Raw genomic sequence first — 20,178 nt, 5'->3', positions numbered from 1 at the left:
CGCCCCACTCGTGACGCGCGCCTACAACGAACAGATCCGGGACTGGGAACAGGCAGTTCCGACGGTCGTGCGGGGCTGCACGGTCGACATCACTGGCTCCTCGGAGACGAAGAACGCCTCGGATCAGACCGTGACAACGGCGCGCCTGGACCTGCCCGCGGGCGCCCCGCAGGTCACGGAGTGGATGCGCGTCGCCTGGCAGGGCCGCGTGTGGGAGGTCGACGGCGTCCCGGCGGGTCTGGATGCCGCCGGCCCGCTGGCGGGGCAGGTCGTGAGTCTGCGGGAGGTGGCGGGCTGATGGCCACCCGCGTGGAGATCGATATTGAGGTCGATGACGAGGTGATCCGCTTCGAGCTGCCTCTGGACCCGCAGGTGCAGGAAGACTTCACCGCCCGCATGAAGGCTGTGGAGTCGGTAGCTGTCGCCACGGCCCCGGTCTACACGGGCGAGTACCGCGACAGCATCCACATCGTCGAGCAGCCCGACGCCGACGGTACCCGGCACGTCGACGCGGATGCGCCGCATTCCTACTACGTCGAGCACGGCACGACGCAGCGGGACCGTAACGGCCGCGCAATCCACCGCCCCCACTACACGCTCAGTCACGCACTCGACGCCGCAGGAGGCGACCACTGATGTCCGACGACAAGCTGATCGGCGACGTTGCCCGCGTCTGCCACGACGCCAACCGGGCGTGGCAGATCGTCACGGGCGATCCCGCCGTGTCGCCGCCGTGGGACGACGCCCCCGAGTGGCAGCGGCACAGCGCTATCCAGGGAGTACGCAAGGCCCTGGATGGCGCCACAGGCGAGCAACTGCACCAGGACTGGTGTGACTTCAAGTCGGCAGACGGCTGGGTGTACGGCCCCGTCAAGGACGAGGACCAGAAGACCCACCCGTGTCTTGTGCCCTACAGCGAGCTGCCCGCCGAGCAGCGACGCAAGGACGCCCTGTTCGCGGCCATCGTCGCCGCACTCACCAGCAAGGAGAACCACGATGGCTGACGGCGACGTCGTGAAGATGAAGCTCACGTTCTGGCGGGGTGACAAGAAGCCCGGCGACATCATCGAGGTCCCCGCAGACGAGGTGCACCGCTGGAAGGGCTTCGCCGTCCAGGAAGGCGAGCCGTACAAGTCCGGCGGAACCACCACCCCGACCACCGCGCGCGACGACGACTTTCCCAAGCCGCACGCCCAGCCGGCGGACTCCGCGAAGGTCGACGAGTGGCGCACCTACGCGGTCACCCTCGGCATGGACCAGGCCAGCGCCGACAAGGCCACCAAGGCGGAACTGCAGGACTACGCCGCCAAGTCGTCCACGGGCGCGAAGGCGTAAGCCATGGCGACGCCGGTTGTCCTGCCCGACGGTAAGAAGATCGCCATCGATCTCCTGTCCGCCGACCTGCCCGATGTGCACGTCACCGGGCGGCTCCCCGAAGGCGCGGCACTGAATGCGGTCCTGCCCGCGGTGCGGGTGCTGCGGATCGGCGGCCTGGCGGACGTGCGCGGCTGGGCTGACCCGGCGAGCCGAGACAATCCGCGGTTCTCCGTCGACTGCTACGACACCAGCGACGACAAGGCGATGCAGCTGGCCCGCCGAGTGTGCGCCGCCTGGGAGCTGCTGGCCGGCCGCTCCACCGCAGACGGCGAAGTAACCGGCATCAGCCAGGAAACGGGCCCGCAAGACCGGCCCGAGGACCCGAATGCCGACGTGTGGCGCGTCGGCATGACCCTGGGGATGAGCGTCAGCCCACCCCGACCGATCAGCTAGGAGGCCCACCGTGGGCGACGCATCGAACATCATCGTCGGCACAGCCGGCAAGGCCTACATGGCTGAGGTCGGCGCCACCTTCCCGACCGGCCCGGAGGTGGCATGGGGCTCGGACTTCACCGACCTCGGGTTCATCACCCCGGACGGTCTGGAGGAGGCGCTCGAGGAAGAGCGCACCCAGCTCGACGCGTGGGGTGAGGACGCCCCCGTCGTCGACCTCGCCCGCAAGAGGACGCAGACGTTCAAGCTGGTGTTCCGGGAGACGACAGCGCAGCTGCTGTCGCTGTACTACCAGGTGAGCCTGGCGAACATGACCTCGACCGCTGCGGCGGGCGGCAACAAGCAGTTCGTCAGCTTCGGGTCCGGCAGCACGGCGGACACGGTCGAGATCGCCCTCGGCCTCGACGTGATCATGTCCGGGAAGCGGCACCGCATCATGATCGCCCGCTGCGGCGTCTCCGACCGCGAAGCGATCAAGCACAGCGCCGAAGACTCCTCCAACTTCGGCCTCACCTTCACCGCGCTCGCCGCACCGGGCGGCGCGCAGTCCGTGCAGCACTTCGTCACCGACGTCACCCTGCCCGTCGTCACGCCGTAACCCCCGAACTGGTGGTCCGTCGCGCTCAATCCCTTGGGCGGGGGCGGCACGACGGACCACCTGCACAGCCCCCGCCCCGCCCCTGCCCACGAAGGAAACGATCGTGTCCAAGCCAAACCGCAAGGTCATCCGCCTCCAGCAGATGCGCGCCCAGCGCGCCGCCGCAGCCAAGACCCAGTTCGTCGACATCTACTTCGAGAACGAGAACGGCCTCGAGGAAGTGTGCACCCTGCCCACCCAGGACGACTGGCCCGTCGAGGTCATCGAGGAGGTCCAGGAGAAGGGCGGAGACGCCAACATCGGCCTCCTCCGCGAACTCGCCCTCCCACCCGAGTCCTTCGACCGGCTCGTCAAGGTCGGCAAGCTCACCGTCGGCGAACTCAAGGACATCGTCGAGGCACTCGCTGACGAGGCGGGGACGACGGAGGGGGAAGGCAGTGGCTCCTCGACGTCCTCCGCGAGCACGCCGGGAGCCTCCGAGCCGACATCCAGCGCTACTACCCCGGCCGCCGCCTAGAAGAGTTCTGGGCCATGTCCTGGGGCGAAGGCTCAATGAATTGGGCCGAACTCCGCGACCTGGTCCAAGCACTCCCGGAGGACTCCGCAACCAAAGCCGCTGTCGCCGGAGACCTGGAGGGGCGCCGCTGGACGTCTGGAACCTTCCTCGCCGCCGCCCAGTACAACGCGCTTCTGATGCTGGTGCGGATCCTGTGGGCCGCCCACCTCAAGGGCCGGCCACCCGACATGGAACCCGTGCAGCCCCCGGCCATGGAGGAGCACGAGGCAGACGACGAAGCGAAAGCCGAGGCGCAGCAACGCGCCGAGGAGTACCTGAACGCATTCTCGCCCGGCACCCGCCGGGACGACGAAGCGGAGATAGCGCAGTGGCGGGCCCGGATCGCCGAGCTGCAGACGGCACACGGATAGCGGAGGGGAGGCGGAATGGCCGAGGCGACCGTCGTCGGACGCACCCGGGTCTCACTCATCCCGGACACGTCCAAGTTCGGCGACCTGCTCAAGATCGAGTTGCCGAAGGCCATCCGCCAGCCCGCCCGCGACGCCGGAGACACGGCCGCCGACGAAATCACCGACAAGATCAAGGAAAAGCTGGCCAAGTTCAGCCCGAAGGTCACGGTCGACGTCGTTCTGGAAGCGACCGGCATCAAGGCTGAGCTCGACAAGCTGACCAAGGCGCGCACGATCGACATCGGCTTCGACGTCGATGACAACGACGCCAAGAAGAAGATCGACAACCTGGTCAAGGGCCGCACAGTCTCCCTCGGCTTCGATGTCGACGACGAACCCGCCAAGAAGAAGATCGACAAGCTGGTCGCGGCCCGCACGATCGACATCAGCGTCGAAGTGGACACCTCCGCCGCAGAGTTCACCCTCAAGAAGCTCACCCGCGACAACACGGTCAGCGTCAAGCCTCTCTTCGATGACACGGCCGCCAAGAAGGTCGAGACGGCGCTCGACAAGCTGTGCAAGGACCGGGTCGTCAACGTCCGCGCATCCGTGGACACCCGGGTCGGCGAGCAGGAGATCCGCAACCTGATCCAGCGGCGCCAGGTCCGCATCGGCGTCGACGTCGATACCCGCGTTGCCGCCGACAGCCTCGCCAACCTCACCCGCCGACGGCAGATGACCGTGCAGGCCCGTGCCGACACGACCGCCGCCAACGGCGCGCTCACCTTCCTCACCCGCGACCGCACCGTCAACGTCCGCGTCCGCTCCACCGGCCTGGCCGCGCTCACCGCCGGCCTCGGCACCCTTGGCGACAGCAGCAGCGGCGGTGGGCGGGGGATGACCACCCTCGGCAGACGGATCGCACTGATCGGCACCGCCGCCCTTGCCGCGCTGCCGTCGATCGTGTCGCTCGGCTCGGCCATCGCCCAGCTCGGGCCGCTCGCAGCGACCGCCGCGCCGGCCCTCGGTCTCCTCATCGGCGGGTTCGCCGCCATCAAGGTCGGCCTCACCGGCGTCTCCGACGCGGTCAAAGCCGCGTTCCAGCCCGTCGCCAGCGAAGCCACCAAGGCCGCCTCAGCGACCAGGCAGGTGGAGAACGCGCAACGGGCCCTGGCGCGCGCCCAGCGCTCCCTGCAGGACGCCCAGCGGCAGTCCGCTGAGCGTGTCGCCCAGGCCAACCGGCAAGTCGCCGACGCCGAACGCGACCTCGCCCGCGCCCAGCGGGACGCCCGCCAAGCACAGCAAGATTTGACCGACGCCCGCCGACAGGCCGTCCGCGACCTGGAAGACCTCAACCAGCGCCTCCAAAGTGGCCGCCTGTCCGAGGAAGAGGCCACACTCGCCCTCCAACAAGCCGAACTCGATCTCCAAGCTGCCCGCAGCGACCCGACGGCAACCCAGCTGCAGATCCAGCAAGCCGAACTCGCGCACCAGCGGGCCATGCAGTCCCTCGAGGAGCAGCGCATCGAGGTCGCGCGCCTGGAGCAGGACACCGCCGCCGCCAACCAGGCTGGTGTCGAGGGCGCGCAGGCTGTCGTGCAGGCCAAGCAGCAGGTCGCCGGAGTCAACGAGCAGATAGCCGACCGCGAGCGGGCCCTGGCCGACGCGCAGCGCGGCATCGCTGAGGCGCAGGCGGAAGGCCAGCGCGACATCGCCGACGCGCAGCAGGCCGTCGCCGATGCTGCCCGGCAGGTCGCCGACGCGCAGCAGGCCGCAGCAGCGCAGACGACGAAGCTGGACGAGGCCATGGCCAAGCTCAGCCCGAACGCCCGCGGCTTCGTCAACACCCTGCAGGCGATGGCGCCCGCCTGGCGCGGCATGCGGCTCGACGTGCAGGACGCCCTGTTCGCCGGGCTGGGCGCCCGCCTGCAGCAGGTCGGCGGGCAGATCCTGCCCACAGTGCGCAGCGGCCTCGTCGGGGCCACCATCGAGCTGAACCGGATGGGCCTCAGCGCGCTCGGCGCGGTATCGAACCTGGAACGGACCGGGCAGCTCGGCCAGGTCTTCGCCGGCCTGCGCACCAACCTGGCCACGGTCTCCCGCATACCGGGTCAGCTCGTCACGGGGTTCGCCGGGCTGTCGATCGCCGCGCAGCCCGCGTTCGACCGCATCGCGTCGGGTGCCGCATCTGCGATGGACCGTGCCATGGCCCGCCTCGCCGAAGGGCTGGAGGACGGCAGCCTCACAGAGGCGATCAACACGGCACTCGACGTGGCCATCCAGTTCGGGCAAGTGCTCGGGGACTTGGGCGGCATCTTCGCCGGGATCTTCCGGGCGGCCGGCGCGGCGGGCGGGGACTTCTTCGCCGTGGTCGGCGCGGCGCTTGCCGAGATCCGCCGTGTCATCGAACTGCCCGAGATGCAGGCGGCCCTTACCCAGGTTTTCAAGGCGCTCAGCGCGGTCGCGGCCCTTCTCGCCGGTGCGCTCGGTGCGGCATTGCAGGCCGTGCTTCCGCTGCTGGCCTTGCTGTCGCCGGTGGTGCAGCAGCTCGCCACGCAGCTCGGCCCGGTCATCGCCCAGATTTTCGGGGGTCTCGCCACCGCGCTGACGCCGATCATTCAGGCCCTGCTGCCGATCATCACCGATGTCGTCGCCAGCATCTCCGACCTCGCGGTGCTGCTGCTGCCGGTGCTGCAGCCGATCGGTCAGCTGATCAGTGCGATCCTGGACGCGGTCGCCCCTCTCATCGCCGTCGTCGGCGAAGGGTTGCGCGTCATCGTCGGCGCGCTGGTGTCGTTCCTTCAGCCGATCATCACGGCCCTGATCCCCGCGATCCGCTTGTTCGGGACGCTGTTTTCGCAGCTTGCCCCACTGTTCGTGCCGCTGTACGAGGCGTTGACGCCTCTGCTTCCCCCGCTGGCGGATCTCGCCGTGGCCCTGATCGGTCTCGCGGTTCAGGTACTCACCCCGCTGATGCCGCTGATCGTGCAGCTGGCCGGGCTGTTGACAGGGCTGCTCACGGTCGCGCTGGGCCAGTTGGTGCCCATCGTGAACACGGTCATCGGCTGGCTGACGAGGTTCGTCGAGGCGGTCACAGACGCTGTCGAGTGGGTCGTCGACAAGTTCGAATGGCTCTTCGACGTCCTGCTGGGCCACTCGATCATCCCCGACATCGTGCGAGGGGCGATCGACTGGTTCGGCCGCATGTGGAAGCGGCTGAAGGAGATCGTCACCGCCCTGAAGGACGGCGTCGTCGCTATGTTCCGGTCGCTGAAGGACGGCGCAGCCGAGATCTGGCGCCGCTTCTGGACCCAGGTCCTGTTGATCGCGTCCGAGGCGTGGAAGGCCGTCCGGGACGGCGTGGACAGCTTCGGGGACAGACTCAAGGACGCGTTCCGTGGCATCCGAGACGGCATCGGCACCATCTGGCAGCGCATCCAGAACCTCGTCAAAGCCCCCATCCGATTCTGGATCGAAACGGTCTATAACCGCGGAATTGTCTCAGTCTGGAATCGGACGGCCGCGAAAATCCCGGGCGTTCCCGACCTGAAGACTATGAACCTGCCCAAGGGCTTCGCCCGCGGCGGCATCCTCCCCGGCTGGTCCACTTGGCGGCAGGGTGACGACCAGCTCGTCCCTATGCGGCGCGGCGAGGGCGTGTACGTCTCCGAGGTCATGCGCGACCCGTATGAGCGGCATCGCCTGTACGCGATGAACCAGGCCGCGATGCGCGGCCAGCACCCGGCAGTGGCCCGCATGCAGTATGGCTTCGCCGAAGGAGGCATCCTCGGCACCATCGGCGACATCGGCTCCGGCATCGCCTCCGGAGTCGGTAAAGCCCTCGGCAAGGGCGCCGACGCCGTCCGCGGCGGACTCGCCGACCTCGCCGAGAAGGCGTTCAAGCCGGTCAAGAACGGCCTCACCAAAGCTCTCGGCAGCAACAGGAACACCTTCCCCGGCATGATCGCCGCCGCCCCGATCGGCCTCATCGACAAGGCCATCGACTACATCCGCGGCAAGGACATCCCGCCGGCCACCGGATCGTGGGTCAAGCCGGTCAACGCCCCCTACGGCACCCCGTTCGGCAAGCGGGGCCTGATGTGGGCGAGCGGCCGGCACACCGGCCTGGACTTCCCCGCCGCCACGGGAACCAAGGTCGTGGCCGTCGACAGCGGCACCGTCCAGTCCGTGCAGTCCGGCGGCCCCTACGGCAAGCACGTCACCGTCTCCCACGGCGGCGGGCTGGCGTCGCTGTACGCGCACATGTCGGCGATGGTCGCCCGCGCCGGCGACGGCATCAAACAGGGCGCGAAGATCGGCAGCGTGGGCGCAACCGGCAACGTCACCGGCCCCCACCTCCACCTCGAGGCCCGCGTCAACGGCAAGACAGTCGACCCCATGCGCTACCTCGCCGGCGGGGGAGAGGGCGGCCCCGGGGTGCAGCGGTGGACCGGCGTCGTGCAGCAGGCCCTCGGCCAGCTCAACCAGTCCATGTCCCTGGTGAGCACGACGTTGCGCCGCATGAACCAGGAATCCGGCGGCAACCCGCGCGCGGTCAACCGCTGGGACTCCAACTGGCAGGCAGGCCACCCCAGCGTGGGGCTGATGCAGGTCATCCGCGGCACCTTCGAGGCGTATGCCGGGAAGTACCGCAAGACCGGCCCGTTCATGTACGGCGTCAGCGTCGACCCGATGGCCAACATCTACGCCTCCATGCGGTACGCGCTGGCCCGCTACGGCTCCCTGTCCAAGGCGTACAACCGGCCCGGCGGCTACGCGGGCGGCGGCATCGTCGGCACCCGCATCCACCGCGGGCTGCGCACCGGCTACGCCTCCGGCGGCGTCATCACCGTCGCCGGGAAACGCGTCGACACCGGGCCGCTCGCCGCGGCCGTCGGCGGCGACTTCCTCAAGCAGCTCACCGGCACCGCCGCGGCGATCGACTCGGCAATGACGAAGGTCGCCAACGCGGTGAAGAACGCCTTCAAGGGAGTGAAGACCACCCTCGACAACAAGCTGCTCGCCCAGATCAGCGGCGCGAACCGGCAACTGCAGGCCCTGGCGAAGCAGCGCGACGCCATCGCCGCGAAGATCGCCGAAGCGAACCAGTTCGCCGCCGACACCACAGGCCAGGCACGCCAGTTCACCTCCCTCACCGGCCTGCCCAGCGGCGGGAACACCTTCAACGCCTCCGGGATCCTGTCCGGGCTCACCACACGCCTGACCCAGCTGAAGAAGTTCGGCGCCAACATCAAGATCCTGTCCGAGCGGGGCCTGTCGAAGAACCTGCTCCAGCAGATCATCACCGCCGGACCCGAACAGGGAGCCGCCTACGCCCAGGCCCTCGTCGACGCCACCCCCAAGGAACTGCGGCAGATCAACACGGCACAGTCGGCGATCGACAAGACGACCACGGCATTCGGCAAGAACGCCGCCGACGCCATGTTCGACGCCGGCACCAACAGCGGCAAGGGCTACCTGACCGGCTTGCAGTCCACGCAAAAGCTCATCGAGCAGCAGATGGTGAAGCTGGCCAAGAGCATCCAGAAAACCATCAAGGTCGAGCTGGACATCAAGTCGCCCTCGCGGATCCTGCGCCGGCTCGGCCGCTTCACGGGCCTGGGCTACTCGCAGGGCGTCGAGGAGACAGTGCCGCAGGCCCGCGCGGCTGCGCTGCGCATGGCCGGCGCCGTGCGGGCCACGGCCGCGGCGTCCGCCTCCCGCGTGCAGACCAGCCAGACCATCAGGAACGGCGGCGACCGCCACCTGCACTACCAGGCGCTCGTGAAAGAAGTCGCTTCCCGTAAGAGCGTTCAGGACGCCCTCGCCATGGAAGACATGCTCAACCGAACGGTGGTGGTGGGCTGATGCCGATCCTCGTCCCCGCAACCTACGTCCCCCAAGAGGTACAGGCCGGCGTCCCGTGGCCCACCCTGATCAACCAGATGCCCGCCGTGGCTTTCACGGACCCGCGCGGGGTGACAACGCACCTGTCGGACTGGGAGAATGGGTGGCTCCTCCAGCCCGGCGCCAAGGGCCTGGACATGCCCGGCTTCACCTTCAACACCGACGAAAGCCCCGGCATCGACGGCTACGAGCTCCGAGACGTCCGCGCCCAGGGCAAGGACATCATCCTGCCGCTAGCGTTCTGGGCTCACGACTCCCGCGACGCCTACAAGGCGCGCCGCCGCGCCTTCATCAAGAGCCTCAACCCGAAGCGGGGAGTCGGCACCCTGACCCTGACCGAGCCGAACGGTGCGACCCGCCAGATCGGCGCCTACTACACGGGCGGCCTGGAGGGCGACGAGTCCCTGGATGCGGCGGGGGAGCGCTGGTGCATCAACGTGATCACCTTTGCCACGCCGTCGCCCTACTGGGTCGGCGACGTCGTCAGCCGCGATTTCAAGAACGCCACCGGAGGCACGTTCTTCCCCATCCTGCCGCTCCGTGTCGGCGATTCGCAGGTGCTCGGCGAGGTCACCATCGACAACGACGGCGACGCCGCAGCTTTTCCCCTGTGGACCATTCAGGGTCCCGCGACCAGCATCACGCTCGTCAACGAGACGACCGGCAAGGAACTGGTGCTGACCCGCTCGATCACCAGCGCGGACACCGTCGTCATCGACACTCGCGAGCGCCAGCAGACCGCCCTCCTGAACGACGTGACGAACCTGTGGCCGGACCTGTCCGACAGCTCCGAGCTGTGGCCGCTCGAGGAAGGTGTCAACGACCTGAACCTCGTCATTGACGGCTCGACGTCGGTGACCAGCGTCAACCTCACCTACCAGCCCCGCTACCTGGCGTCCTAGGAGGCTGACGATGGATGCGACACGACTGCGGGTGTACGTCCGCGGCTCGACGCTGCAGCGGATCGGGCAGGTCACCGACTACACCAGCCTCACCGTGGTGCCCCGGTTCCGCGAGATCGGCGCAATCACCATGGAGATCGCCGCCGACTCGCCGTCCGCGCCGAAGCTGGTCGAGGGCAACGGCCTGATCGTGAAGACGGCGGACGGGCAAACCGTGCTGTCGGGGCCGATCCGGACGGTCGACTGGTCCCGCTCCGAATCGGACGCCGGCGGCGGCAAGCTCACGGTGGGCGCGGTGTCCGATGACGAGATCCTGGCCCGCTACACCTGCTGGCCGAACCCGACCGCGGCGATCGGATCACAGACCGCCCCCGTCTACAAGATCAACACGGCGTCGGTGGAAACCGGCATGCGCGACCTCGTCAACCTCAACGCCGGCCCCGGAGCACACGCCGCCCGAAAGAATCCGCTGCTCACCCTCGCCCCCAACACTCTCCTCGGCCCCGCCCTGGTCCGCGAGGTCAACCAGTTCGACAACCTCCTCACGGTCCTGCAGGACATCGCCAAAGCCGCCGGGCTCGGATTCCGCGTCATCCAGGTCGGGACCAGCCTGCAGTTCCAGGTGTACGAACCCGCCGACCTCAGCGGCACGGCCCGCTTCTCCTTCGGCCTCGGCAACCTCACCGACGCCTCCTACTCCACCACCCCGCCCACCTGCACCCGCGCCATCGTCGTCGCCGGCGGCGGCACCAGCCCACGTGTCTGCAAGACCTACGACCGCACCGACCCGCTGTGGCCCGGCCTGGTCCTCGAGCAGTTCGTCGACCTCACCGGCGTCGACACCGCATCCGTCGACCTCACAGCCCAGCAGGACCAAGCCGCCGAAGAAGCCCTCACCAACGGTGCAGGACAGGGCTCACTGTCCATCTCACCGATCGACCTGCCCCGGCTCCAGTACGGCCGCGACTACAACGTCGGCGACACCGTTTCCGCTCAACTCCGCGGCGGAGCCTGGTACACGGACACCGTCCGCGAGGTCACCCTCACCAGCACTGCTGGCGAGAGCACCGCCAAAGCCACCATCGGCGGCGACGGCGCAACCAGCGCGGTCGCCCGCATCTACCGCTACATCGCCCAGGTCAAACGCGACGTCGGGCGCCTGAAGACAAGAAAGGCTGCCTGATGGCCGAGTTTGCCATGCCGTTCGACGGCTCCCCGATCGCCACCCAGGCCTCCTGGTCCCGCGTCGCCAGCCGGTGGGGGCTGGACGGCGTCCACGCCACCGACCCGTCCGCGACCACGCTCAAAGTCACCGGATCCGGCGTCTCCACCGTCGCTGTCGCGCCCGGCCGCGCATTCATCACCGGCCTCTACTACCGCAACGACGCCGTCAAGAACCTCGACGTCCCCGCCAACGCGGGCGGCGCAGCCCGCGTCGACCTCGTCGTTATCCGCGCCGACCAGCCCGCCAAAACCATCACGGCCGAGTACAAGACCGGCGGCACCACCGCACCCACCCTCACGCAAGAGGAAGACGGCATCTGGGAAATCCCTCTCGCCCAGTGCACTGTGGCCGCGGGCTCCTCAGTCGTGACCGCGGCGAACGTGACCGACCGGCGCTGGTTCACCAGCCGCGGCGCGGTCCCGTCCATACCCGGCGCGCGACGCCCCTCCGTCAAGAACCAGCTGCTCGTCGAGGACGGCAATCTGTACGTGGGCGATGGCGCGGACTGGCGTTGGCTCGCCACCCAGGGCGTCGCGGACGCCACCTACACGCCCGTCTGGACGGCCGGCTCGACCACCGTCAACTGGGGCTCCGGCAGCATCAACACCGGCCGCTACCAGGCTGTGGGCAAGCGCGTCGACGTCACGATCCACCTCCAGCCGACCGGTAATCCGCCCGCCTACGACTCCCCGCTCGAGGTGTCCCTGCCGCCGGGCCTGCCTGCCACTACCGCCATGCGCTCCCTGTTCAAGTGGAACTACTCCAGCGCCAACGACGAAGGGTCCGCGATCGGCGTCGGCATCGTCTTCCCCACCGAGTCGACGACCCGGATCTCGCGACTGCGCTACTCCATGACCCAGGGCACCACCAGCACCGTCGCCCCCAACAGCTTCAGCCTCTTCACCAACCAGCCGTTCAACATCCGGACGGGCGACATCCTCACCATCGACGGCTCCTACTGGCTCGCCTGAGCCGAGAAAGAGGACACCTGTGGCCAGGCATCTTTTCGGCGGTAGCCCCGCCGACTATGCGATGGAGCGCGTCGGAAACCAGCTCCTGGTCCGACCCGGCGCGGTCGGCACCGTCTGGGACTCCCTGACCGGCGGCACCCAGCTCACCGACCTCACCGACCTCACTGGCGGTCCGATCACGGAGGTGACCGCCGACGCCGACGGCGCAGTCGCCTTCATGGGCCCCGACGGCGACACCACCGTTTACGTCGACTTCGGATACAGCCGCCGCTTCACCCTCGTCGCCACCGACATCGGCGACGTCGTCACCGACTTCATCGCCCAGGGCGGAACCCCTGGGGGATGGGCTCAGCTCAACGGCAGCGGCCACCTCGACGCCGACCAGGTAGACCCAAACTGGTTCACCCCCTACGCCGCCAAGACGGCCGTCGCCACCGAGACGGCGGGCCTGTACGTGCGTCCCGGCTGGGGCACGTTCTGGCGCACGGCACGCACCGGCACCGGAACCGGCGGAAAGGCAACCATCGCAGTCGTTGGCGGCTCCTCCCTCGCCGGCTTCTACGCCAGCAACCTCGTCACCAAGAACTGGCCCGCCCTCCTCGCCACGTCCCTGCAAGGGGTCTACGGAGACGGCGGCAGCGGATATCTCTCCTCCCTGTTCAGCGCCAGCGGCATCGCCGGACAGGACGCATCCGCGATCAGCGCATGGACCAGCGCCGGGAACCTCGTCGCGCAGAGCGGCACCTGGGCGATCGGCGGCTACCCGGCCGGACCCGGCTGGGGCTACCTGTATGCGTCGACGAACGGCGCCCACCTGACGTTCACGGTGCGCGGCACCACCGCCACCATCTACACCCTCGGAGCGGACGGCAGCCGGCCCACCTGGACCTACTCGATTGACGGCGGCGCGGCCACCACCGTCACCGACTCCGCCACAACCGGTCTGACTGTGCTGAAGCGGACCATCACCGGTCTGGCCGCTGGATCCCACACCGTCCGTGTCACCCACACAGGCAGCGCAGGCCAGTACCTGTCCGTTCTCGGCGTGTCCGGCGAGAACGACACCGGCCTCGTCCTCCACAACTTCGGCCGTAAGAACGCCACCGCCGCCGACTACACCACCACCCTGCGCACCGGCTGGAACGGCGGCCCCAACTACCCAGCAGACCTGGTCATCTACGCGGTCAGCCCGGAAGACGTCACCAACGGCACCAGCGCCGACACCTGGGCAGCCAGCGCCCGCCAGCACCTCGCCAACATCCGCGACGGCGGCTCCGCCCTGGGCACCACCGACATCGTCATCGTCCTCCCGCACATCGGCACTGCCGACGTCGCCAATCCCCTCTACCAGGACTACGTCGACCGCGCCCACAGCCTCGCCACCGCCTTCGAAGCTGCCCTCGTCAACCTGTGGGCCCTGGGCCGCAACAGCTGGAACTACTGGAACAGCCTCGGCTACTGGGCCAACCCGGCAACACCGGGCGCCGCCGGCACCGACAGCATCCACCTGTCCGACGCCGGCCACGCCTACGTCGCCAGCGTCCTCAACACCCTCCTGCAGAGCTAGGGAGCATTCATGTCCACCAACCCCCAGGCCGCGCAGGTCATCGCCGTCGCCAAGAGTCAGGTCGGCGTCCGCGAGGGCTACGCCGAAGGCGGCTGGAACAACATCACCCGCTACGCCACCGAAGTCCCTGGCCTGTCCGGCTACCAGGGACAGGCGTGGTGCATGACCTTCACATCCTGGGTCGCCATGCGCGCCGGGGTGCCGTCGCTGTTCCCCCGCGGCGTGGACTGCTCCGCCGGAGTCGCATGGTTCCAGGCCGCGAGCCGCTGGTCCTGGTACCCGGCGATCGGCGCGCAGGTCTTCTACGGCCCGTCCGGGTCCGAACACACAGGGATCGTCTTCGCCTACGACGCCACCCACATCTGGGCTGTCGAGGCCAACACCAACGACAACGGGTCGACGGAGGGCGACGGCGTCTACATCCGCAAGCGCCGCCGCACCGACGCCATCGTCTACGGCTACGGCCTGCCCAACTATGCCGAAGGCGTCACCACCGCCGACCCCGCCCTCAACGGCGTCTCCGGCTACACCTACGCCGCCGCGAACCCCGGGCCCGGCCCCTCCAACCTGATCCGGGCAGCGATGCTCGTCCCCAACCTGGTCAGCGAGACCCTGTCCGTCAACGGGCCGATGAACGCCGGCCGCTTGTTCGTGCAGCAGAACGACTCGAGCACGATCGGCCTGGACGTCATCGGCGCGTCCTCGTCGGGGCAGTCCATCGTCAGGATCCGCGACGCCAACGGGAACTCGGTGTTCGAGATCAACGCGGCCGGACAGATCCTGTCCACGGTCAACAGCAACGAGTGGCGGCCCGCCGACCACGGGCTGATCGCGTGGCCGATGAACCCCGCCGCCTGCACCAACACAGGCACCACCCTGTCCGCGGGCTACATCTACTTCATCGAGGTGATCCTCCGCAGCTCGGCCACCATCACCAGCCTGTGCACGGTCATCGGCACCGCAGGCAGCGGCCTCACCTCCGGCCAGTGCCTGGGAGGCCTCTACACGGCGGCCGGAACACGGGTCGGGGTCACCGCCGACCAATCCACGGTGTGGAACAGCGCCGGGGACAAGACGATGAACCTGACCACGCCATACACCGCGGCGGCCGGCAAGTACTACATTGCCCTGCTGTTCAACGGCACCACGTCCCCGACCTTTGCGTGCGGTAGCACCATGGGCGCCGCGTTCACCCCAGGCAACGTCCATCTCACGTCCGGGAACTACCGCTACTGCCGCTCCGCCTCGGGGCAGACGTCCCTGCCGGCGAGCTACACGATGACGTCAGCAACCCCGGACGCGAACAGCGTCTGGGCCGCGGTCGCGTAAAGGGGGAGTCGTGCCGATTCTGTCGAACGAGCCTGGCCTTGTCGCCGGGCTGGTGGCTGCCGCGCCGGGCCTGTCGGTGCTGGTGGGTGCTCCGCCAGGGACGGACGTGGGTGGCATTCCGGCGGGCGGACTGGTCGTGGGCTGGGTACTGGTGGCCGACCCGGACGTGGCGGGCGGGGCGAGGGTGGATCCGGTGTTCCTGGCAGACGGAAGGGCATGGACACCGGACCAGTACCGGGCCGCCTACGGAGCCAGCCTCGCTGTGCGCGTCGGGCGGACGCCGTAGGTCAGAGCCACGTGACGGCTGCAGCATTGATCGCCAAGTGCATCGTGTTATCGGCGACAATCAACAGCCAGACGGCTAGCCACGATGGCGTGTCCGACGGATAGCCAGTCGCCGCACAGTCAGCCCACGGCTTGCGGAATACCTTCGGGGCGAGCAGGTTCTTCGCCCACACGAGGTACCGGGCCAGCCGGTACCGGTCGATGATCGCGTGCGTGCCGACGATGACGGCGAGCGCTGCGGCCGACTGGGTGATGAGCAGGAACGGCAGGCCATAGGTGACGGCGTGTGCGATGGCGGGCCACCAGCGCTTCGTCTTCTCGGTCGCCATCCAGTGCGACTGAATCAGGTAGTCCCCGGCGAGGTGACACAGGAGAAGCGCGAGACCGCTCACCGCCGCCCTCCCAGTTCTTCCGCGTTGCCGATGTGGTGCCGGAGCCGGTGCAGCCGGTCGCCTGTCCAGCAGAAGAACCGGCCCTGCTTCACCGCCTCCTGGATACGGGGATCGGTGGACTCGTGGGCACGTCCGAGGAGTCGCAGCCACTCGGTATCCACCCATTCGACGTCACGGTGGTAGCAGCGCGGGCCAGCGGCCCGCGTGGGGTGGGGCGGGCAGCCGTACTCAACCGGGCCGCCCGAGACGCGCTCGATGAGCATGTCGCAGCCTGTATGCCCCTCGACGCCCGCTTTGATGGCACCTGCCGCTGCCTCCGGCGAGCAGTACTCGCGCGCCGTGGTCGCCGGGTCGTGGGACAGGCAGAGGACGTAGTAGGTGCTGCTCACGGGCTACTCCTCGGGACTGCGCTCGGTGTCGCTGCTAAGTGACCAGCCATGGAAGCCAAACCGATGGCCAGGTGAGGCGCTCGCGGTTGCGATGCCGTAGAGGCGGACGGCTGCCTGTTCGGCGCGTGCGAGCGGGTCCTCGTCGCTTCCGTTGATCTCGACGTTGACTTCTCGGATGCCGTCGCTGAATTTGATGTGCACGTCAGCCACGGCCGCTCCTCCGCTTTTCGAGCCGTCGCACGATCTCGTCGATTCGCCCGGCGTCGGGGTGTTCGTGCCAGCGGGGGCAGTGAATGAACTTGACGTTGTCCAGGCCGCGCAGCTTGTCCCATCGGCTGATGTAGACGACCTCGCGGTCGCGGGGGGACAGTCCGCTGTTGCGGCACCAGTCCTCGAACTCTCGGGCGTCGCGCGCGAGGACGACTATCAGGCTGATCACGACGGCCCACCGATCGCCGTCTTCAGCATGGCCTGCACGTAGGAGGTGGCGACCTTCTCCGCGTTCGCCTCGGACCAGCCACGCCCGACCATGTCCGCCTTGATCCCCTCAGCAGACTCCAGTATCGGCGTGACCAGCTCCTTAGTCTGCATGCACGCGTGCGCGACCTGCTGAAGCATCGCCGCCATCTGATCCTCGAACATCACGCGGCCTCCTCGACGGCCTTGGCGGTGTACTGGAGGACGTGTTCGCGGGGCGCCCCGTACACCTCCTGGCCGTCCAGGTAGAGCGTGAACCAGTCGCCCACCGTCTCTACCCTGTCGGCGCGGACCAGCGTGCCGGGGTCCTCCGACGACGTGTACACGGTGAACTCGCGGACCGGCTTCGGCTGCATGACACCCCTCCGAGGACGGCGAATCGACTGCGGTTCCTCGTCGAGGGCGCGCGAGGGGACTGCGCCGTGAACGACGTCCAGGCCGGTACGGACGTGAGGTATGCGCTCACTCATCGATGGTCTCCTCAGTCGACTTAGCGATCGGGCCGTGGATGTACGTCTGCGTGCACTGGTGCGGGCGTTCGGGCGTAGCGGTGGTCCACATGCGGCAACCGTCGCAGTGGCCCCAGCCCTCGGCCTTGATCTCGTGGCAGCGGTACGGGGTCCCGTCGGGATGAGTGGGGCGTTCGCGCTGCTCCCTCGGGCGGGCGGGGCCGTCGAGGGCGGCGTCGATGAGATCCGCAACCGGTGCCCAGGTGGGCGTGATGGAGCGGATACGCGCCGACTCTGCGCGCACCCGGGCGAGAGCGGCCTGAGCATCGGCCGACACGCGGCACCTGGCAATGTGATTCTCGTGCGCCATCTCAAAGCACCTGGCCGCGCGCGCACTGTCCTCGATCACCCGCTGCGCCACTTCCAAGCGCTCCTCAGCGGAGGCCGCGTTCCAGCGGGCAACCCACTGGCCGGGCGTAGGCACGCTGACCGCGTCCCAGCTTGGTTCTTCACCTGCGCGGAGTCGGGCGATCTCCGCCTCGGCGGCCTCAGCTCGCGCGTACTGCTCGTCCCGGTCGCACGGCTCGCCGGGCTCGGCCAGGGTCGCGTCGAGCATCTCGCGGATGAAGTCCGTGGTGGTCTCCCGGCCGGCACGGGAGTCGAGGGCGTATCGGAACTTGTGCAGCCCTTCACGCAGCTTGGCGAGTTCGTCAGCTTCACTCGCCTCGGGGGCCGGGATGGCGGCTCGGATGCGGGCGAGGGACGTCTCCCCGATACCGGGCACCGCCAGCAGTTGCTCGTCCGTCATCCGTCGCACATCGGCCAGAGAGTGGCCGTGGAAGTGCAGCGTGTGGGCGACGACCTGGGCGGGCCGGTTGTTCCCGAGGACCTGTGCGAGCGCAGCTTCCCCGCCGTGCAGCAGGTCGTCGGCGGTGCTGGGGTTGGGGCAGTCGAGGCGGGAGCAGGTGACGTGCCCGCCATCTGCGAGGAAGAGGCTGTTGCCGCCACAAGCAGGGCAGCGGCCCTGAACGTCAGTCACGGGCTTCTCCAAGGTCAATGACGTGGTCGCCTTCGACACAGTGCGAGGAGACGCAGCGGCCGACCGGAGTCGCGTCGAGCGCGGCCCTCGCGGCCCGCCAGATGACTGCGTTGCGGTGAGCAGGGTCCGGCGGCAGGTACTCGCCGAGGCCACGGATGTACTCGTACACGGCGTCGTAGGCAGGTTGACGCGGATCCGGGCGGACCTGCGCTTCCTCGGGGGTGGGCTTCGGGTAGCTGTCGCCTTCGGTCGCCGTACCGGCGGCGCGGGCACGGGCTTCGTGGACGATCTCCTCGGTGTCCCAGACGCGGATCTCGGTGGCGTGGCCGTGGTATCCGGCAGCGACGTCGGACGTCATCTCATGGATGTGCAGCCACAGGCGGCGCACATGCTCGTCGGTGGTCGCGTGGACGTGACCGCAAGGCCTCATGGTCAGACGGATGTCGCTCGCGAGACGGGCCGGCCGGTCGATGGTGACCTGCTCTGCCTCGTAGACGGGCCCCCCGCAGGTCGGGCACGGCGGGTAGGGCAGCAGCAGGATCGTGATGCCGTCGCGTTTCTGGCGTTCTCGGTGGGTGAGGACGACCGACCACGCGAGCACATCCGCGTCGGACAAGGGCTGGCTTGCGGGTTCGCTCATGGCGCTGCTCCGGTGCGGGTGTGTGCGGGTTTGGGTGGCGGGCCGGACCCGCACGGCCGGGCCCGCCACGTCGGGGAGGCAAGGACCGGTGCGACTCCCCTGCACGCACCATACCCGATTGCCTGTGAATCGTAGGCTGCATAGGGGTATTGACCTATGATTCGAAGATGAAGCGGGGTTTCCAGGGATACCCCGGGAACCGGAGGACCGATGAAGCTCGTCACCCGCGCGCAACTCGGCTGGCCCGCATCAGCCGCGCCCGCGCAGTCCACCACCAAGGGCGTCAAGGTCCACTACGAAGGCGCCCCCGTCAGCACCAAACTCCTCACCGACCACAACGCATGCATCGCCGAGTGGAAGAACATCCGCGCCAGCCACCTCGCGAACAAGACCGAGAACTACTCGGACGTCGCCTACAACTACGCCGCCTGCCCCCACGGCTACCTGCTGGAAGGCCGCGGCATCGGCAAGCGCACCGGCGCCAACGGCAACGCCGCCCTCAACCAAGCGCACTACGCGATCGTCGGCCTCGTCGGAAGCGAAGGGCTGACTCAGCCCACCGACGCCATGCTGCACGCCATCCGCGACGGCATCGAACTCCTTCGCAAGAACGGCGCCGGCACCGAGATCAAGGGCCACCGGGACGGCTACGCCACCGCATGCCCCGGCGGACCGCTGTACGCGTGGGTGCAGAAGGGTGCCCCGCGACCCACCGCATCTACACAGGAGGACGACGTGGCACTCAGCGCCGACGACAAGAAGTGGCTCGCCGACACGATCAAGACTCAGTCTTTCGCTGGCGTCTGGAAGACCGACGCCATCACCGCCCCGGACGACGCGCCCGACAAGGCCACCAACAAGACGTGGGAAGCCCAGTCGATCCTCCGTGACGTGCAGGCCCGCGTCCGCGCGCTCACTGTCGCCGAAGCCGGCCAGTCCGCGGCCATCGCCAAGCTCGCCCAGCTCGTCGGTTCCAACGTCGACACCGACCAGGTTGTCGCCGCCGTCCAGAAGGCCATCGCCGACGCCGTCATCAAGGTCGATGTCGACGTCACCGCCCAGAACCAGGAGTCCTGACATGATCTTTGGCAGAGAGCCCGCCCTGCTCCTCGGCTTCATCGCGGCCGGGGTCAAGCTGATCGGCTACGAGCTCGACGTCTCCGGCGGCGTCCAGACCGCCATCAACGCCATTGCCGCCGGTGTCGTCGCCGTCATCATCGCGCTCGTCGCGAAGAACGGCGCCTGGGCCGCCGCCATCCTTCAGACCGCCCAGGCCGTCATGTCTCTCTTCGTCGGCCTCGGCCTCGACTGGTCCGCCGACCGGCAGGCCCT

25 protein-coding genes are annotated in these 20,178 nt (G+C 68.6%); 17 read left to right on the top strand and 8 right to left on the bottom strand.

Annotated elements, in window-relative coordinates:
- From ABZY13_RS32445 to ABZY13_RS32375, 15 genes are all read left to right on the top strand, one after another.
- Window positions 1-298: hypothetical protein (locus ABZY13_RS32445; protein ID WP_356637208.1), on the top strand; the 298-nt coding region annotated here is incomplete at its 5' end.
- Entirely contained in the window at window positions 298-636 is a 339-nt protein-coding gene (locus ABZY13_RS32440) for an HK97 gp10 family phage protein (protein ID WP_356637206.1), read from the top strand. The genes ABZY13_RS32445 and ABZY13_RS32440, both read left to right, overlap by 1 nt.
- Window positions 636-1,004, top strand: a complete 369-nt coding sequence (locus ABZY13_RS32435) for a RyR domain-containing protein (protein ID WP_356637204.1) — start codon at window positions 636-638, stop codon at window positions 1,002-1,004. The genes ABZY13_RS32440 and ABZY13_RS32435 overlap by 1 nt, the downstream gene beginning before the upstream one ends.
- The gene (locus ABZY13_RS32430) at window positions 997-1,335 is read left to right on the top strand and encodes a hypothetical protein (RefSeq protein WP_356637202.1); all 339 of its coding nucleotides are present in this window, start codon (window positions 997-999) and stop codon (window positions 1,333-1,335) included. Before ABZY13_RS32435 ends, ABZY13_RS32430 begins: the two co-directional genes overlap by 8 nt.
- A 3-nt stretch (window positions 1,336-1,338) precedes the next feature.
- Window positions 1,339-1,770: a hypothetical protein gene (locus ABZY13_RS32425; RefSeq protein WP_356637200.1), complete on the top strand. Its 432-nt coding sequence runs from the start codon at window positions 1,339-1,341 to the stop codon at window positions 1,768-1,770.
- A 10-nt stretch (window positions 1,771-1,780) separates the two neighbouring features.
- The gene (locus tag ABZY13_RS32420) at window positions 1,781-2,368 is read left to right on the top strand and encodes a phage tail protein (protein ID WP_356637198.1); all 588 of its coding nucleotides are present in this window, start codon (window positions 1,781-1,783) and stop codon (window positions 2,366-2,368) included.
- A gap of 103 nt (window positions 2,369-2,471) precedes the next feature.
- Window positions 2,472-2,885, top strand: coding sequence for a hypothetical protein (locus ABZY13_RS32415; protein WP_356637195.1), 414 nt, complete (start codon window positions 2,472-2,474; stop codon window positions 2,883-2,885).
- Between the two features lie 14 nt (window positions 2,886-2,899).
- Window positions 2,900-3,295 (top strand): hypothetical protein, encoded by a 396-nt coding sequence (locus tag ABZY13_RS32410; RefSeq protein ID WP_356637193.1) that lies wholly within the window; start codon window positions 2,900-2,902, stop codon window positions 3,293-3,295.
- 15 nt (window positions 3,296-3,310) lie between these two features.
- A complete protein-coding gene (locus ABZY13_RS32405; protein WP_356637191.1) occupies window positions 3,311-9,142 on the top strand; it encodes a peptidoglycan DD-metalloendopeptidase family protein in 5,832 nt (1,943 codons plus the stop codon).
- A complete protein-coding gene (locus tag ABZY13_RS32400; RefSeq protein WP_356637189.1) occupies window positions 9,142-10,083 on the top strand; it encodes a phage tail family protein in 942 nt (313 codons plus the stop codon). The genes ABZY13_RS32405 and ABZY13_RS32400 overlap by 1 nt, the downstream gene beginning before the upstream one ends.
- 10 nt (window positions 10,084-10,093) lie before the next feature.
- Window positions 10,094-11,266, top strand: a complete 1,173-nt coding sequence (locus ABZY13_RS32395) for a siphovirus ReqiPepy6 Gp37-like family protein (protein WP_356637187.1) — start codon at window positions 10,094-10,096, stop codon at window positions 11,264-11,266.
- The gene (locus ABZY13_RS32390; protein ID WP_356637185.1) at window positions 11,266-12,279 is read left to right on the top strand and encodes a hypothetical protein; all 1,014 of its coding nucleotides are present in this window, start codon (window positions 11,266-11,268) and stop codon (window positions 12,277-12,279) included. Before ABZY13_RS32395 ends, ABZY13_RS32390 begins: the two co-directional genes overlap by 1 nt.
- A gap of 19 nt (window positions 12,280-12,298) precedes the next feature.
- Window positions 12,299-13,846: a hypothetical protein gene (locus ABZY13_RS32385; RefSeq protein WP_356637183.1), complete on the top strand. Its 1,548-nt coding sequence runs from the start codon at window positions 12,299-12,301 to the stop codon at window positions 13,844-13,846.
- A 9-nt stretch (window positions 13,847-13,855) separates the two neighbouring features.
- The gene (locus ABZY13_RS32380; protein WP_356637181.1) at window positions 13,856-15,175 is read left to right on the top strand and encodes a hypothetical protein; all 1,320 of its coding nucleotides are present in this window, start codon (window positions 13,856-13,858) and stop codon (window positions 15,173-15,175) included.
- A 10-nt stretch (window positions 15,176-15,185) separates the two neighbouring features.
- Entirely contained in the window at window positions 15,186-15,461 is a 276-nt protein-coding gene (locus ABZY13_RS32375; protein WP_356637179.1) for a hypothetical protein, read from the top strand.
- A gap of 1 nt (window position 15,462) precedes the next feature.
- On the opposite strand, the gene ABZY13_RS32370 is transcribed toward ABZY13_RS32375, so the two are convergent.
- From ABZY13_RS32370 to ABZY13_RS32335, 8 genes are all read right to left on the bottom strand, one after another.
- Window positions 15,463-15,852: a DUF3307 domain-containing protein gene (locus ABZY13_RS32370; protein WP_356637177.1), complete on the bottom strand. Its 390-nt coding sequence runs from the start codon at window positions 15,850-15,852 to the stop codon at window positions 15,463-15,465.
- Window positions 15,849-16,241: a hypothetical protein gene (locus ABZY13_RS32365; RefSeq protein ID WP_356637175.1), complete on the bottom strand. Its 393-nt coding sequence runs from the start codon at window positions 16,239-16,241 to the stop codon at window positions 15,849-15,851. The genes ABZY13_RS32370 and ABZY13_RS32365 overlap by 4 nt, the downstream gene beginning before the upstream one ends.
- Before the next feature lie 3 nt (window positions 16,242-16,244).
- Complete coding sequence (locus ABZY13_RS32360) at window positions 16,245-16,451, bottom strand: hypothetical protein (RefSeq protein WP_356637173.1); 207 nt, start codon at window positions 16,449-16,451, stop codon at window positions 16,245-16,247.
- Window positions 16,444-16,680: a hypothetical protein gene (locus tag ABZY13_RS32355; RefSeq protein ID WP_356637170.1), complete on the bottom strand. Its 237-nt coding sequence runs from the start codon at window positions 16,678-16,680 to the stop codon at window positions 16,444-16,446. The genes ABZY13_RS32360 and ABZY13_RS32355 overlap by 8 nt, the downstream gene beginning before the upstream one ends.
- Window positions 16,677-16,883, bottom strand: a complete 207-nt coding sequence (locus ABZY13_RS32350; RefSeq protein ID WP_356637168.1) for a hypothetical protein — start codon at window positions 16,881-16,883, stop codon at window positions 16,677-16,679. Before ABZY13_RS32350 ends, ABZY13_RS32355 begins: the two co-directional genes overlap by 4 nt.
- Window positions 16,883-17,074, bottom strand: coding sequence for a hypothetical protein (locus tag ABZY13_RS32345; RefSeq protein WP_356637166.1), 192 nt, complete (start codon window positions 17,072-17,074; stop codon window positions 16,883-16,885). The genes ABZY13_RS32350 and ABZY13_RS32345 overlap by 1 nt, the downstream gene beginning before the upstream one ends.
- A gap of 106 nt (window positions 17,075-17,180) precedes the next feature.
- Entirely contained in the window at window positions 17,181-18,206 is a 1,026-nt protein-coding gene (locus ABZY13_RS32340; RefSeq protein WP_356637164.1) for a hypothetical protein, read from the bottom strand.
- Window positions 18,199-18,846 carry a hypothetical protein gene (locus ABZY13_RS32335; RefSeq protein WP_356637162.1) on the bottom strand — a complete coding sequence of 216 codons (648 nt, stop codon included), beginning with the start codon at window positions 18,844-18,846 and terminating at the stop codon, window positions 18,199-18,201. Before ABZY13_RS32335 ends, ABZY13_RS32340 begins: the two co-directional genes overlap by 8 nt.
- Before the next feature lie 210 nt (window positions 18,847-19,056).
- On the opposite strand from ABZY13_RS32335, the gene ABZY13_RS32330 reads away from it, so the two are divergent.
- Together ABZY13_RS32330 and ABZY13_RS32325 are read left to right on the top strand one after the other, a co-directional pair.
- Complete coding sequence (locus tag ABZY13_RS32330) at window positions 19,057-19,923, top strand: peptidoglycan recognition family protein (RefSeq protein WP_356637160.1); 867 nt, start codon at window positions 19,057-19,059, stop codon at window positions 19,921-19,923.
- 1 nt (window position 19,924) lies between these two features.
- On the top strand, window positions 19,925-20,178 hold a 254-nt coding region (locus ABZY13_RS32325), incomplete at its 3' end, for a hypothetical protein (RefSeq protein ID WP_356637158.1).

Origin of the sequence: Streptomyces sp. NPDC006610, assembly GCF_040611575.1 — a bacterium.
GTDB lineage: Bacteria > Actinomycetota > Actinomycetes > Streptomycetales > Streptomycetaceae > Streptomyces.
Note: the sequence above shows the minus strand (reverse complement) of the source record. Positions and strands in the feature narration are given on the sequence as shown.

Coding starts and splice junctions, on each gene's coding strand:
- ABZY13_RS32440 (WP_356637206.1), top strand. CDS start 298: ATGGCCACCCGCGTGGAGATCGATATTGAGGTCGATGACGAGGTGATC.
- ABZY13_RS32435 (WP_356637204.1), top strand. CDS start 636: ATGTCCGACGACAAGCTGATCGGCGACGTTGCCCGCGTCTGCCACGAC.
- ABZY13_RS32430 (WP_356637202.1), top strand. CDS start 997: ATGGCTGACGGCGACGTCGTGAAGATGAAGCTCACGTTCTGGCGGGGT.
- ABZY13_RS32425 (WP_356637200.1), top strand. CDS start 1,339: ATGGCGACGCCGGTTGTCCTGCCCGACGGTAAGAAGATCGCCATCGAT.
- ABZY13_RS32410 (WP_356637193.1), top strand. CDS start 2,900: ATGTCCTGGGGCGAAGGCTCAATGAATTGGGCCGAACTCCGCGACCTG.
- ABZY13_RS32405 (WP_356637191.1), top strand. CDS start 3,311: ATGGCCGAGGCGACCGTCGTCGGACGCACCCGGGTCTCACTCATCCCG.
- ABZY13_RS32400 (WP_356637189.1), top strand. CDS start 9,142: ATGCCGATCCTCGTCCCCGCAACCTACGTCCCCCAAGAGGTACAGGCC.
- ABZY13_RS32395 (WP_356637187.1), top strand. CDS start 10,094: ATGGATGCGACACGACTGCGGGTGTACGTCCGCGGCTCGACGCTGCAG.
- ABZY13_RS32390 (WP_356637185.1), top strand. CDS start 11,266: ATGGCCGAGTTTGCCATGCCGTTCGACGGCTCCCCGATCGCCACCCAG.
- ABZY13_RS32380 (WP_356637181.1), top strand. CDS start 13,856: ATGTCCACCAACCCCCAGGCCGCGCAGGTCATCGCCGTCGCCAAGAGT.
- ABZY13_RS32350 (WP_356637168.1), bottom strand. CDS start 16,883: ATGTTCGAGGATCAGATGGCGGCGATGCTTCAGCAGGTCGCGCACGCG.
- ABZY13_RS32345 (WP_356637166.1), bottom strand. CDS start 17,074: ATGCAGCCGAAGCCGGTCCGCGAGTTCACCGTGTACACGTCGTCGGAG.
- ABZY13_RS32335 (WP_356637162.1), bottom strand. CDS start 18,846: ATGAGCGAACCCGCAAGCCAGCCCTTGTCCGACGCGGATGTGCTCGCG.
- ABZY13_RS32330 (WP_356637160.1), top strand. CDS start 19,057: ATGAAGCTCGTCACCCGCGCGCAACTCGGCTGGCCCGCATCAGCCGCG.